At 58.6% G+C, this 13,694-nt stretch carries 10 protein-coding genes; all 10 read left to right on the plus strand.

The features are described 5' to 3' along the window. The first annotated feature begins 312 nt into the window (after positions 1 to 312). Positions 313 to 2,586, plus strand: coding sequence for a hypothetical protein (locus A3850_RS03690; protein ID WP_068214314.1), 2,274 nt, complete (start codon positions 313 to 315; stop codon positions 2,584 to 2,586). A 915-nt stretch (positions 2,587 to 3,501) separates the two neighbouring features. Further along, complete coding sequence (locus A3850_RS03700) at positions 3,502 to 4,383, plus strand: ABC transporter ATP-binding protein (RefSeq protein ID WP_068214318.1); 882 nt, start codon at positions 3,502 to 3,504, stop codon at positions 4,381 to 4,383. 48 nt (positions 4,384 to 4,431) lie between these two features. After that, entirely contained in the window at positions 4,432 to 8,109 is a 3,678-nt protein-coding gene (locus A3850_RS03705; RefSeq protein ID WP_068214320.1) for a M1 family aminopeptidase, read from the plus strand. 70 nt (positions 8,110 to 8,179) lie between these two features. Then, positions 8,180 to 8,800 (plus strand): nicotinamide riboside transporter PnuC, encoded by a 621-nt coding sequence (pnuC, locus tag A3850_RS03710; RefSeq protein WP_068214322.1) that lies wholly within the window; start codon positions 8,180 to 8,182, stop codon positions 8,798 to 8,800. Positions 8,801 to 8,831: 31 nt separating this feature from the next. Continuing rightward, a complete protein-coding gene (locus A3850_RS03715; RefSeq protein WP_076639920.1) occupies positions 8,832 to 9,887 on the plus strand; it encodes an AI-2E family transporter in 1,056 nt (351 codons plus the stop codon). 109 nt (positions 9,888 to 9,996) lie between these two features. After that, the gene (locus A3850_RS03720) at positions 9,997 to 10,950 is read left to right on the plus strand and encodes a MerR family transcriptional regulator (RefSeq protein ID WP_231915275.1); all 954 of its coding nucleotides are present in this window, start codon (positions 9,997 to 9,999) and stop codon (positions 10,948 to 10,950) included. Between the two features lie 85 nt (positions 10,951 to 11,035). Next, positions 11,036 to 11,572, plus strand: a complete 537-nt coding sequence (locus A3850_RS03725) for a hypothetical protein (protein WP_068214327.1) — start codon at positions 11,036 to 11,038, stop codon at positions 11,570 to 11,572. A gap of 91 nt (positions 11,573 to 11,663) precedes the next feature. Continuing rightward, complete coding sequence (locus tag A3850_RS03730) at positions 11,664 to 12,260, plus strand: hypothetical protein (protein ID WP_068214329.1); 597 nt, start codon at positions 11,664 to 11,666, stop codon at positions 12,258 to 12,260. Between the two features lie 85 nt (positions 12,261 to 12,345). Continuing rightward, positions 12,346 to 13,011: a 16S rRNA (cytidine(1402)-2'-O)-methyltransferase gene (gene rsmI / locus A3850_RS03735; RefSeq protein WP_068214331.1), complete on the plus strand. Its 666-nt coding sequence runs from the start codon at positions 12,346 to 12,348 to the stop codon at positions 13,009 to 13,011. Between the two features lie 37 nt (positions 13,012 to 13,048). After that, on the plus strand, positions 13,049 to 13,693 hold the full coding sequence (locus A3850_RS03740) for a hypothetical protein (protein WP_157500866.1): 645 nt from the start codon (positions 13,049 to 13,051) through the stop codon (positions 13,691 to 13,693). Position 13,694: the final 1 nt, after the last annotated feature.

Consider the following 13,694-nt stretch of genomic DNA (forward strand, 5'->3'; position numbering starts at 1 on the left):
CCTGCATCGCCTCGATTTATAGCATGCTCAAAAATTTGAGAACCGCTTCAGGCACCTGGCTTCCATCGGAAAATTAGCATTCCATTGTTATTAAACCGTACGACTGACTACAGTGAATAGATTGACGTTAGGCTGGAGCGTATCTATTGGCAGTCCCATTCAGGCTGATCCCGATTTGGTTATAGCCGTCAGCTCCCTCCGCAATTGGCGATAGTGGCACTACCTCCATCATTTAACAAAAGGGAGCCATACCACCCCCCAAACTCTCCCACCCTATCTTGCCCATCTTTCCGCACCCGCGCCAGCGCCCAAATGGTCAAACAGCTTCTTCTTTTCCTGTTCGTTCTCGTCAGTGGCGGCGCCTACGCCGACTGCCCCGCCCCACCCCCCTACTACGGCTACAAATTCCTTAACCCGGAACTGCTCGATTACGACAGCGAGCTCTACCCCTTCTACGAAGCCTTCCGCGCCGACTACGCCGACCCCGCCCTACTCGCCGAGAACCTGCGCGAGCACGACAACCTGACCGAGTGGTACGAGCGGTACTGCGAACAGGTGGAGATCGACGACATCCGTGGGCTGCTCTACGGGAACACCGCGCCGGTGCTGAAGCGGATCATGGACCTCAGCGTCAACCCCAAGGCGAAGCCGGCGGACCTGCCGAATAAGTACCGCAACAACGCCTTCGCCCGTCACCTCGTCAGCTACCGGTGCACGGAGGTGGCGCAGTACCTGTACTACGCCAAGCGGGTGGAGCCCTACGTCGTGCGGCGGAAGAAGACCTTTGCCACCCAGGCCTCGGCCAAGGCGGAAATGACCTCGCTGATCGATGAGGGGCTGGACCACTTTAAGGGGGCCGAGAGCCACTACGTCCGGCTGCGCTACGCCTACCAGCTCATCCGCCTGGCCCACTACCTGAAGGAGTACCAGTACGTGTTGGAGCTCTACGATTACCTGATGCCCAAGATCGCCGCGGACCCGAGCGTGCTCTACCACTGGATCGAGGGCCACCGCGCCGGCGTGCTGCAGACGTTGGGGGATTACCCGACCTCCGCCTACCTTTTTAGCCGCGTTTTCGAGCAGTGCGTCAGTTGCCGGGAGAGCGCCCACCGGAGCTTCCGGATCCGCTCCGACGAAGAGTGGCGCGCCGCACAACTCCTCTGCGCCAACGACGGGGAACGGGCGATGCTGCACGTCCTTCGCGCCCAGGATGGCCGAGCCCACCTCGTCCATGAAATGGAAGCCATCTACCGGCTGGAACCCGCCTCCCGCACCCTCGAACCTCTGCTGATGCGGGAACTGCTGGAACTGGAACGCGACCTGCTCGGCCTCGACTTCAACCCCCGCAAGGCCAGCAACAAACGCTACGCCCGGCGCCCCCGCCCGGAAGCCGGTAAGCGCTTAGTGGAGTTGCAGGGCTTCGTCAACACCCTCGTCGACGAAGGGAAGACGGCCCGGCCGGATCTCTGGCTCTTCGCCCGCGCCACCCTCGAAATACTGGGGGGAGATTATTACTACGCCAACGAATCCTTCGCCCAGCTCCGGCAGCGAAGCGAGAACGACAGCATCCTGGCCCAGGTGGCCATCCTCCAGGAAGTGAGCGACCTGCTCGCCCTCGACTACGTGGACGACGAAGTAGAACGCCGTTACTATACGCTGCTCAAGGACCGGTCCCTACGCGAACGCTACCCCTACCTCAAACCCCTCGTCAACGACAAACTCGAGGTCGTCTACGCCCGGCGCGGCCAACCGGGGAAGGCCGCCCTGCTGCGGTACGGTTTCGACGCCATCGAGAAGCACCCCCAGCTCGACCTCATCCAAGAACTGATGGAGATGACGGACAGCCTTTCCGGCAATTCCTTCGACCGCGGCCTCCTCGCCGAACGGGTGGGCGACAACGCCGTGGCCGACCTCCACCACCTCACCGGCCTATATTACCTGCAGCGGGGGCAGTGGGAGATCGCGCTGAGCCAGTTCAAGAAGATCCCCGCGGCGCAGCGGGATGCTTACGGCCGGTACGCACCCTTCGTCCGCCAGTTTCACGACCGGGTGAATTACGTCCCGGACGCCAGCTACGCGACCTACAACAAGGTTGAACTGCTGGAAAAACTCCTCAGCCTGGAGGACGAGGCCCGCAAAACGGAGAACGACACCCTCGCGGCCCGCAATTTCTTCAACATCGGCTTAGCCCATTACAACCTGAGCTACTACAGTTACGCCTGGAGTTTTGGGGATGCCTTCCGCTCCTCCACCAGCGCGGCCCGGGCGGCAAAATCCCCGCCACCGGGGGACGTCTTTTCCCACCCCAACGCCCCCCTCGGCAACCTGGAGAATTTCAACATGGACCGCGCCCGCTATTACTTCGAACGCGCCCTCACCCGCGCGCCGACCCGCGAAGCCGCGGCCCTGGCCACTTATTACGCCGCTAAGGTGGAACGCAACCAGCATTACGCCCGGGGGCGGCCCGGCGGGCAGCGGCCTTTTGGCTATTTTCGGCAGCTGAAGAATGACTATGCGGATACGGAGTTCTACGCTTACGCGATTCGGGAGTGCCGGACGTTGGCTTGGTTTGCTAGTCGGGAGTAGTTGGTAGTTTCTAGTAGGCAGTTGCTAGTTGCTAGTTGGGGGAGTAATGGCTTTGGGGCTTTGCTCTATTTAAGCACTAAATGGCCTGATAGCTGCCCACGCATATTTCGCAAAGAAGAATTAGATGGTTAAGACGAAAGAGAAGAATGATACCGACTTCTCTCCCCTCTCTATCGCCTTAAACTTCTCTGCGAAACTAATAACGCAGCGGAGCTAAAATTCACACCCTGAGCTGATAGCTGCCCACGCATATTTCGCAAAGAAGAATTAGATGGTTAAGACGAAAGAGAAGAATGATACTGACTTCTTCCCCCTCTCTATCGCCTTAAACTTCTCTGCGAAATTAATAACGCAACGGGGCTAAAATTCACACCTTGAGTTGTTTGCTGTCCACGCATATTTCACAAAGAAGAATTAGATGGTTAAGACGAAAGAGAAGAATGATGGTTTCTCTCCCCTCTCTATCGCCTTAAACTTCTTTGCGAAACCAATAACGCAGCGGGGCTATAATTCACGTCTTGAGCTGTTTACTGCCCACGCATATTTCGCAAAGAAGAATTAGATGGTTAAGACGAAAGAGAAGAATGACACTGACTTCTTCCCCCTCTCTATCGCCTTAAACTTCTCTGCGAAATTAATAACGCAACGGGGCTAAAATTCACACCTTGAGTTGTTTGCTGTCCACGCATATTTCGCAAAGAAGAATTAGATGATTAAGACGAAAGAGAAGAATGATACTAGCTTCTTAATCCTCTCTATCGCCTTAAACTTCTTTGCGAAACCAATAACACAGCCGAGCCAGCTGTAAAAAGCTTGAGCTACCCCACCATTAATCCCCCAAAATTCCCCCTTCGTCGATTCCAAAAACTTACCCCACCAATTTTTTTGATCTTCGCTCCGCAACAAGCCACACCCATGGAACTCAAGATCACCAACTTAGAAAAGACCTACGCCAACGGCGTCCACGCCATCAACAACTGTAACCTGACGATCCCGCGGGGGATGTTCGGGCTACTCGGGCCCAACGGCGCGGGCAAATCCAGCCTCATGCGGACGATCGCTACCCTGCAGGAAGCCGACTCCGGTAGCATCACCCTGGGCGACATCGACGTGCTGAAGGACAAGGACGCCATCCGCCGCGTCCTCGGTTATTTGCCGCAGGAGTTCGGGGTCTACCCGAAGGTCTCCGCGGAAAATATGCTCGATCACGTCGCTACCCTTAAGGGCATCACCAACCGGAAGGAGCGGAAGGAAACCGTCGCCTTTCTGCTGGAGCGCGTCAACTTGCTCGATAAACGGAAGAACAACCTCGGCACCTTTTCCGGGGGCATGAAGCAACGCTTCGGCATCGCCCAGGCCCTCCTCGGCAACCCCCAACTCATCATCGTCGACGAGCCGACGGCCGGCCTGGACCCGACGGAACGCAACCGCTTCCACAACCTCCTTAGCGAAATCGGGGAGAACACCATCGTTATCCTCAGTACCCACATCGTGGAGGACGTCACCAACCTCTGCAACGAGATGGCCATCATCCGCGCCGGGCAGGTGATCGCTACCGGGCAGCCGGGCGCCCTCGTCAACGAAATGCAGGGCCGCATCTGGAGCAAGCTCATCGACAAGGCGGATCTGTACCGCTACGAAGCCGAATTGCAGGTCATTTCTACCCGCCTCAAGGGAGGCCGGACGCAGATCCACGTCTACGCCGATACGCAGCCCGACGCCACTTTTGATGCCGTGCAGGCCGACCTGGAGGACGTCTACTTCACCCGCATCGCCGGTGGCGCCGTCCCCGCCTAAGCACCCCCTTCTCCTTTTTCCCTTCCTGGATCTTTAGACTAGTCAGCAATGCTCAACATTCTGAAATTCGAACTGCGCTACCGCATCGGCCGGCCCGCTACCTGGGCCTACTTTGGCCTCCTCGCCTTCGGTGGCTTTTTGCTCGCGGCCAACAACGCGCTCGTGAGTAGCGAAAAAGCCTTCGCCAATTCCGCCTACAACATCACCATCCTCATGATGGTGTTCAGCATCTTTTCGGCGCTCATCGCCTCGGCTGTCATGGGCGTGCCCGTTTATCGGGACATCGAACACGGCGTCAAGAACTACTACTTCTCCTACCCGGTCGGCGAAAAAGAATACCTGCTGGGTCGTTTCCTGGGGTCCTTCCTTACGCTGATGCTCATCAGTCTCGGGCTGGTCGTTGGGCTCGTGGTGGGGTATTCGTTGGGGCCGGTCCTGGGTTGGGAGGAGGCCGAACGCTTCGGGCCGCACCGCTGGGGTGCCTACCTGAATGGCCTCGTTTTCTACCTCTGGCCGAACCTCCTGTTTGTCGGCACGATCTTCTTCTGCCTGGTGGCCCTCACCCGCAAGATCTTCGTCAGCTACGTCGGTAGCATTCTCTTTTTCGTCGGTTACCTCGTATCCCAGACGCTTACGCAAGACCTGGATAATGGCCTCGTTGCCGCCCTCGTTGATCCCTTCGGTTTGGCGGCCTGGTCCGAAGCCACCAAGTACTGGACGCCCGGCGAGCAAAACGAACTCATTGCGCCCATCACCGGCAACCTCCTGCTGAACCGCCTTTTCTACCTGGCGCTCTCGGCGCTCATCCTCGTCTTCACCCTCCTCCGCTTCGATTTCCAACGCTTCCTCGGGGGCGCCAAGGCCAAGAAGATCGTGGACGTGGGCGCTGTTCCCGATACAATGCGGGACAAGTTGGGCGCTCGCGCAGGTGCGGAGAAATTGGACGGGAGAACTCCAGCAATGGGCCCTCCACCGGCGGTACGACAAAGCTTCAACAACGGGGTCTACTTCCGGCAGATGCTGAGTCAGTCCTGGATCGAGTTCAAGTCCATTCTGCGTGACCCTTACTTCCTGGCCATCATCACGGCGGCCATCCTCTTCCTTTACCTGGACGCCCACCTGGGCAACTCCACCTACGGGACGCCCTCCCTACCGGTGACCTACTACATGATCGAGGCCAAAAACAGCACTTACATCCTGCTCGTGATGATCATGCTGGTGTTCTACACCGGTGAGGTCGTCCACCGCGACCGGACGGTCAAGTTCAACCAGATCGCCGATGCCTTACCCATCCCGAACTGGACGCTCTTCGGCGGTAAGCTGCTGACGATGACCGGCGTCGCCTTCCTCCTCGCTACGATGGTCTGGGTGATCGGGGTCATCCACCAGACCGTGGAGGGCTACTTCAACTACGACTTCGGACAGTACTTCACGGACCTCTACCTGCTCACCTTCCCTCAGTACCTGGTGCTGATGTCGCTGGCCTTCGTCGTGCACGTCCTGGTCAATAAGAAGTTTCTAGGCCACGTGATCGCCATCGGAATCTACGCCGCCGTGCTCTTCATTCCTGGATTACTCGACATTGATTACAACATGATCCTGTTCGGTAGCCGCCCGGGGTACATCATTTCGGACATGAACGGGTTTGGTCACTTCATTAGTGGAGTAACCACCTTTAATCTCTACTGGTTAGCCTTCGGTGGCATGCTGCTCGTCGGTGCCCTGTTGCTCTACGCCCGGGGCACGGAGGATGCCTGGAAAAGCCGCTTCCAACTGGCCCGCCAACGGGTAGGCTGGCGACCACTGGCCGTTCTCGGCGCTTCCGTCGCGCTCTTTGCTTTGACCGGCTTCACCATCTTCAACAACGTCAGCGTCAAGAACCAGTACGTTGGTTTTGAGACCTCCCAGAACGAGCAGGAACGGTACGAGCGGACCTACCGCCGGTACCGAACCCTTAACCAACCCAAGATCACGACGGTAGACTACCAGGTCGACATCTTCCCCGAAGACCGGGCCGCGGATGGCCGGGCGACCTACACCGTCCACAACTTCGGGGAGACACCCATCGATACGATTGTGTTCGACCTTTCGTACGATAAGACAGTATTCAACATCAACGAATTCACCCTCGGTGGAGAGGCACCCGAGCTGGTCAAATTCGACGAGGCCGTTAACTTCATGATCTACAGTCTAGACCGACCCCTGGCCGTCGGTGACTCGGCGGAAATGGTCCTGGACGTCCGGCTGGACTTCGAGGGTTTCGCCAACGAAGGCTACCAGAGTGCCATCGTGGAGAACGGCACCTTCCTCAACTCCGGCCTCTTCCCCTCCTTCGGTTACTCCGGGGGCAGCGAGATCGGTAGCAACCAGGAACGCCGGAAGCGCGGCCTCGAGATCCGGGATTACGGCCTGCCGGCTCCGGACGACGCCAAGGGCAAGTCCACCCTCCTCTTCGACGCCAACGCTTACCTGGTGGACTTCACCGCCACCATCAGCACCGCGCCCGACCAGATTGCCATCGCGCCGGGAAAACTCGTCCGCGAGTACGAGCGGGACGGCCGCCGCGTCTTCGAGTACCAAAACGAAGGGAAGATTCAGAACTTCTTCAACATCTCTTCGGCCCGTTACGAGGTGCTGGAGGAAATGCACGCCACCCCCACGGGGCAGTCCATCAAACTGCAGATCTTCCACCACCCGGAGCACGACCGCAACCTGGACCGGTACATGGACGCGATGAAGCGGTCACTGGATTACTACACGGAGAACTTCTCTCCCTACCAATTTGACCAACTACGGTTGCTGGAGTTCCCCCGTTACGCCAGCTTCGCCCAGTCCTTCCCGAATACGGTCCCTTACGCCGAGTCCTTCGGCTGGGTGGCCGACTTCTCCAACCCCGACGATACGGACTACGCCTTTACGGTGACGGCCCACGAGGTCGCGCACCAGTGGTGGGGCCACCAGATCACGCCTTCCGCCACGCGGGGTGCCAACCAGCTTTCGGAAACGATGGCCGAGTACAGCTCCCTGATGGTGATGAAGGAACGCTACGGCGAAGCTGCGATGCCTCAGTTCCTCAAGTACGAGCTGGACCGCTACCTCAGCTCCCGCGCTGGAGAAAGCAAATTTGAAAAGACGCTGCTGGACAATGACGACCAGTCCTACGTCTGGTACCGGAAGGGCGCCATGATCATGTACACGTTGGCGGATTACGTCGGGGAGGACAAGCTCAACGCCAGCTTCGCCCGTTTCCTCGACGAGTTCGGCCAGCGGGACGAGCCCCCCTTCCCCACTTCGCTGGATTGGTACGCCGCCATCCAACGCGCCGTGCCGGATAGCCTCCAGTACTACCTCCGGGAAAGCTTCGAGGGCATCACCCTGTACGAAAACCGGGCGCTCGAGGCTACCTCCGAACCGAAGCCAGGCGAGGAAGGAAAGTACCTCGTCACCCTTAAGGTCGACACCCGCAAGATCACCTACGACGGGGAAGGCGAAGAGATCGACCGCCCCACGGAGCGCAGCCTGATCGAGATCGGCGTCTTCGGCGAGGACACGACGAACGAAGACGGATTAGAGGTCAAAAACGCCCTCTACCTAGAAAAGCGCTGGCTGACGCCAGGTGAACACACCATCACCATTGAGGTGGACGAGGAGCCGGTGGAGGCGGGCATTGATCCGTATAATAAGTTGATTGACCGCGTTAGTGACGATAACGTTGTTAGTCTTTAGTCGGGTAGTAGGGTAGTCGGGTAGTACGTACTACCCGACTACCCTACTACGATACTACGATACTACAAATATGTCCGAACTCCTCACCCAACTCGCCGCCGCTCAGCCACTGGACTGGTTGGCCATCCTGACGTCCATTGCCTACGTGGTACTGGCGGCGCGGGGGAACAACTGGTGTTGGTTGTTTGCGGCCGTTAGTACTTCGGTTTGGGGGTACCAGTCGCTGGTGGTCTACGACTTGGTATCCGATGCGTTGTTGCAGGGGTTTTACCTCGTCATGGCCGGCGTTGGGGTGTGGCAGTGGCAATTTGGTTCCCGGTCCGGTACGGCGCTCCCCGTTAGCCGGATGACTTTGGGGCAGCACCTATTTTACCTGTCCTTGGCCGGCACCTGCGGCAGCGCCCTCGGCTACTTTTTCAGTAATACCCTCCAGGCGGCGGCGACCTACCCGGATGCGCTGACGACGGCCTTCAGCGTGGGGGCGACCTTCCTTTTGGTGCGGAGGAAGCTGGAAAACTGGCTGTACTGGATCGTGATCGACGCCGTGTACGTGTGGATCTACCTCGGGCAGGGGGCGCAGCTTTTCGCCTTGATGATGGTGATCAACATTGGCGTGGCGGCTTACGGCTGGGTGAACTGGCGGCGGGAGTTGTTGGCAGCGAACACCGTACCTACGCAACGGTTGGAGTAAGCGCCGCTAGCCAGCGGGCTCAACTCCTACCATGCCGACTACTACTGATTCTCCTCTTTTACGCGCCACCCTACAGGTTGCGCTGGTCATTGGGGTGATTGCCCTGTTGTACTTTGGCAAACCACTGTTGCTACCCCTGTTGGTAGCTGGCATTTTGGCGCTGATCATCGATCCGATTGACGATAAACTACGGTCGTTCGGGTGGAAGCCAGGCTTCGCCATTTTCGGGGCCTTTTTTGTGTTGCTGCTCTTCTTCCTGATCCTCTTTTTCGCCATCGGGCAACAGGTAAATGCCTTCGTTGAAAACTGGCCGGAGATCGAGCAATCGCTATCGGCGCAGCTGAATAAATTCCGGTCCAACTCGGGTTTGGGCAGCCTCATCCCCGAACTACCTTCGGGCGATCCGGACGAATCCATGATGGCCGACATGCCGGTTTCCGGAGGCAGCATCCTGAGTATCCTGGGTACTACCATCGGTGCGATGGGCGACTTCGTACTCACGCTCGTCTACGTCATCCTGCTCCTGACCCAGAAGCAACGCCTGCGCCACTTCATTCTACGCTTGTCACCGGATGAAGATCGGGGCCTCGCCCACCAGACCCTGAACGAAAGCCGGACGGTCGTGCAGCGCTACCTCCGGGGGCAGTTGATTTTGATCGCTACGCTCTCCGTTCTCTACGCCATTGGTTTTTTGATCGTGGGGATGGACTACGCCATTCTCATTGCCATCCTGGTCGCCTTCATGAGTCTGATCCCCTACTTGGGTAACATCATTGGTGGTTTGATCGCCGTGGCCCTCGCCTTTTCCGACGGCGGTGGTTCCTACGCCGTCTTTGGTGTCCTCATTACGATGAGCGTCGCCCAGGTGGTAGAGAGTTACTTTTTGACGCCGCTCATCGTTGGCGACGAGGTGAGCCTGAACCCGTTGGCTACCATCATCTGCGTGGTGGGCCTCGCCATCCTTTGGGGACCAGTTGGAGCGGTGATCGCCATTCCGCTGACGGGGATCATCCGGACGATCTTCAGCCACGTAAAGGGCCTGCAGGACTTTGCCTTCCTGATGGGGCAGGATAAGATTGAGAGTTAGGCTTAAGAAAAGCCGACCTGAACAAATCTGCCGGGTTCACGTTAGCCCTGCGCTCGCTCCTTTCGATGCGGCCTGAACCGAATTCCTCACTGTAACCTGCGTGCGCTGGTTGAGCTTAATTGCCTCACCGCTCCGTTTCCAGCAACACCCCCAACCCGCCTTGGCCGTCTACTCCATTAGCGACCTGGAAAAGCTCACCGGCATCAAGGCCGCTACGCTACGTGCGTGGGAGCAGCGCTACCAGATCGTTACCCCCCGGCGGACGGAAACCAACATCCGGTACTACCTCGACGAGGATTTGCGCGAGCTACTCAACGTCGCCCTACTGAATAAGAACGGCCTCAAGATCTCCAAGATCGCCAAGATGAGTGCCCACGACCGCGCCGAGAAGGTGGCCTCCCTCAGCTCCATCACCGTCAGCGAGGATACCCAACTCGACGCGATGACGCTGGCGACCGTGGAAATGGATGAGTTCAAGTTCAGCCACATCCTTGATACCAACATCAAGCAGCGGGGGATTGAGGAGACAATGCTGCAGTTCATTTACCCCTTCCTCAGTAAGTTAGGAGTGCTCTACTTTACGGGTTCCGTCACGCCCATTCAGGAAGCCTTCATCGGGGGGATCATCCGCCAGAAGATCATTTCCGCCATCAACGACATTGCGCCCGCGCGCAAACCGAAGGGGCCGACTTTTGCCCTCTACCTACCCGACGGGGAACGGCAGGAACTCAGCCTGATGTTCATCAGCTACCTCCTGCGGAAGCGGCAGTTTCAGACCTTTTACTTGGGAGCGGACGTCAGCGTCAGTGACCTGGCCGACCTCTCCCGCGTGCAGCAACCGGATTACCTGTTCACCATCGTTGGCAACGCCTACATCCACGAGCCCGTGGAGAGCCACGTGGCCGGGGTGCTGGAGGCCTGCCCCAATTCCACCTTGCTCCTGACGGGTTACCAGGCGGCGATGCACGACTTTTCGGAGACGGAGCGCGTCCGTGTCATCTCCGGCCTCGACGCCATGCTGAAGTTCGTAGATGAGCTCGCCGCCGTGGGCCGACGCGCTTAAGGTTCGGCCAACTGCTACGGTAACGATTTGCTAACGGTATGGCCCGGCGCTTCGCCCTATCTTTGCCCTCCGAAGTGCTCAATACTTGAAAAAACTAATTCCCTTTCTTTCCACTGCCCTCCTGCTTCTCGTCGCCGTCCTGATGGTGCAGGGCTACCGGAACGCTACGCCCGGCGAGGTACTGTACCGCCAGTATTTCCAAGCCGAAATGCCCGCGAATGCCGGCAATACCCGCGCCGTTGCCGTCGCCACTTTGGACCCCGACGCCAGCCTACTGGAGCAGGGCCGCCGTCATTACCTCTCCGAAGATTATGACCTCGCGCTGGTTTCCCTGCGCGCTTATTTGGAGAGCAATCCTTTCCCGGACGACTACCTGCCCGAACTCATGGCTGGCACCTCCGCCATGGCCACCGGCAACTACGCCGAAGGGAAGCGCTACCTCCAGCAGTTGCCCGACACGCACGACGAAGCGGACGCCGCCGCCTTGTGGTACCTCAGCCTGATCGACCTCCACGAAGAACAACTCGGTGCGGCCCGCGCGAAGTTGGAATTGCTCAGCCAGCAACCGCTTGGCAGCGAATACCCCGTCAACGAAGTGTTAGGGGAGCTAAACGCGAAGTAGCCACCAAACGGAGCAGCTAAATGGGTTATCAGACGAACCCCCGGCCGGGCGCGGCGTTTCACCGCCGTAACCAACCATCAACCCGACCGCCATGGCCGCTTCCCTACTCGATACTATTTTCTCTACCGCAAAGGACTTCACCAACGATTTTGATACCCAACGAATCCAGGAAGTCACCGGCCAGAAGATCGATTCCGTCGATGAATTCATGGCCAAGACGGAGACGTTCGGCACCAAAGATTACGGCAAAGGCTTCCTGGCCGGTTTTATCGGTGGCCTCGTGGCCGTGGGCATCAAAATGATCGTCGATAACCAAGTGGCGCCGGGCACTAAGCAGGCCGAGGACAAGATCGCCGACGCCGCAGTCGATGGCATTGAAGATATGGCGGGCGACATCTTTACCGACGAGCAAGAAGAGGTCGTCGCTACCCTCATCGAATTTGGCATGGGTGGGCTCATCGGTGGCGCCTACGGCCTGCTCATTGAGGCCATCCCCGACGCTCAAAAGATCAGCCGCGACCAGTTGATGACGACCACCAAGCAACTGGCCATGCCCGCCCTGGGCCTCATTCCCGCTGCGGGTGCAGACCTTGCCCAGGATAAAGCGCAGAACCTGGCCGGCCACGCCGCCTTTGTCGGTACCGTGGAGGTCGTCCGCCGGGCCGTCCGTTTAGGTCTAGAAGAGTAGCTTTGCAGTCGGGTAGTAGCGTAGTCGGGTAGTCGGGTAGTACCGCACCACCCGACTACGCTACTACCCGACTACCCGACTACCCATGCTCTACCTCGTCCCCACGCCCATCGGCAACCGTGAAGATATTTCCCAGCGTTCGCTGCGCATTCTCGCGGAAGCGGATCTCATTCTGGCGGAGGATACCCGTACGAGCCGGCCATTGATGAAGCACTACGGGATCGAGACGAATTTGCGGTCCTACCACGCCCACAACGAACACGCCATCGTGGACCAACTCGTCGCGGAACTCGGCGAAGGGGCGGTCTTTGCGCTCATCACTGACGCGGGTACGCCCGGTATCAGCGACCCCGGTTTTTTGTTGGTCCGGGCTTGCCGGGAGGCCGGGGTTGAGGTAAGTTGTTTACCCGGCCCGGCGGCCTTCGTCCCGGCCTTGGCGGCTAGCGGCATTCCCTGCGATAAGTTTCACTTCGAGGGTTTCCTGCCCCACAAAAAGGGGCGGCAGACGCGGCTCATTTACCTTTCCGGGCTGGACAACACCTTTGCGTTGTACGAAAGCCCGCACCGGATCGTCAAACTACTTGGCCAGCTCATCGAGTTTTGTGGGGAGGGCCGCAAGGCCTGCGTGGCCCGCGAGATCACCAAGCTCCACGAGGAGATCACGACCGACACCCTCGCGGCGTTGAAGGCGCACTACGAGGCCAAGCCTTCCATCAAGGGGGAGATCGTCGTCGTGGTTGCCGGCAAATGATGGCGGTGGTACTTTTGCCCGCCAACCCATCCACGCTATGCTCGCCACCAAAGTTATCGCCACGGGAGTTACCCACCTGACGGACGCCCGCTACTTCGCCGCCTGGGAAGTCCAACTACTGGCCTTCCCCCTCGGCCCCGGCGGGGTGGACTGGACGACGCTCAACGCCATGCGTGAATGGATCACCGGTCCGGAGATCGCCGTAGAATTATCCTCCGGCGCTGACGCAGGTGCAGTGTTGGAGGGGATGGTGGAACACGGGCTGACGTCCGTCGTTATCCCCAACTCCGCACCCGCGGCAGCGCAAAAAACCTTTCTTGACGGTGATCGAAAAGTGTACGCTCACCTCCCGGTTGCGGGCTACCATTCCACCGAAGACGTACGCGAAGCACTGGAGGAACTGACGGAAGCGACGGGCATCATCCTGGATTTTGAGGACGGAGGAATTACCTGGCAGGACCTCGCCGAAGGATCGCCGTTCACCCTGGATGACCTGCGGGAACTACTGAAAGCCTATCCCATCTACCTGCAAATCGCCCTGGCGGATACGGACCCAAAGGGTATTGTAACTGACTTCTCTTCACGGGGATTCGCCGTGCGCGGCAGCAGCGAAGAAAAGGTAGGCTACAAGAGTTTTGATGACATCGACCCGCTGTTCGAAGGCCTCGAAATTTTTGAATAGC

Source organism: Lewinella sp. 4G2, from assembly GCF_001625015.1.
Lineage (GTDB): Bacteria > Bacteroidota > Bacteroidia > Chitinophagales > Saprospiraceae > Neolewinella.

What these genes read in the sequence shown, in the direction of transcription:
- pnuC (WP_068214322.1), top strand. Translation starts at nt 8,180, where the DNA reads ATGTCCGAACTCCTCACCCAACTCGCCGCCGCTCAGCCACTGGACTGG.
- A3850_RS03730 (WP_068214329.1), top strand. Translation starts at nt 11,664, where the DNA reads ATGGCCGCTTCCCTACTCGATACTATTTTCTCTACCGCAAAGGACTTC.
- A3850_RS03715 (WP_076639920.1), top strand. Translation starts at nt 8,832, where the DNA reads ATGCCGACTACTACTGATTCTCCTCTTTTACGCGCCACCCTACAGGTT.
- A3850_RS03705 (WP_068214320.1), top strand. Translation starts at nt 4,432, where the DNA reads ATGCTCAACATTCTGAAATTCGAACTGCGCTACCGCATCGGCCGGCCC.
- A3850_RS03700 (WP_068214318.1), top strand. Translation starts at nt 3,502, where the DNA reads ATGGAACTCAAGATCACCAACTTAGAAAAGACCTACGCCAACGGCGTC.
- rsmI (WP_068214331.1), top strand. Translation starts at nt 12,346, where the DNA reads ATGCTCTACCTCGTCCCCACGCCCATCGGCAACCGTGAAGATATTTCC.
- A3850_RS03690 (WP_068214314.1), top strand. Translation starts at nt 313, where the DNA reads ATGGTCAAACAGCTTCTTCTTTTCCTGTTCGTTCTCGTCAGTGGCGGC.
- A3850_RS03740 (WP_157500866.1), top strand. Translation starts at nt 13,049, where the DNA reads ATGCTCGCCACCAAAGTTATCGCCACGGGAGTTACCCACCTGACGGAC.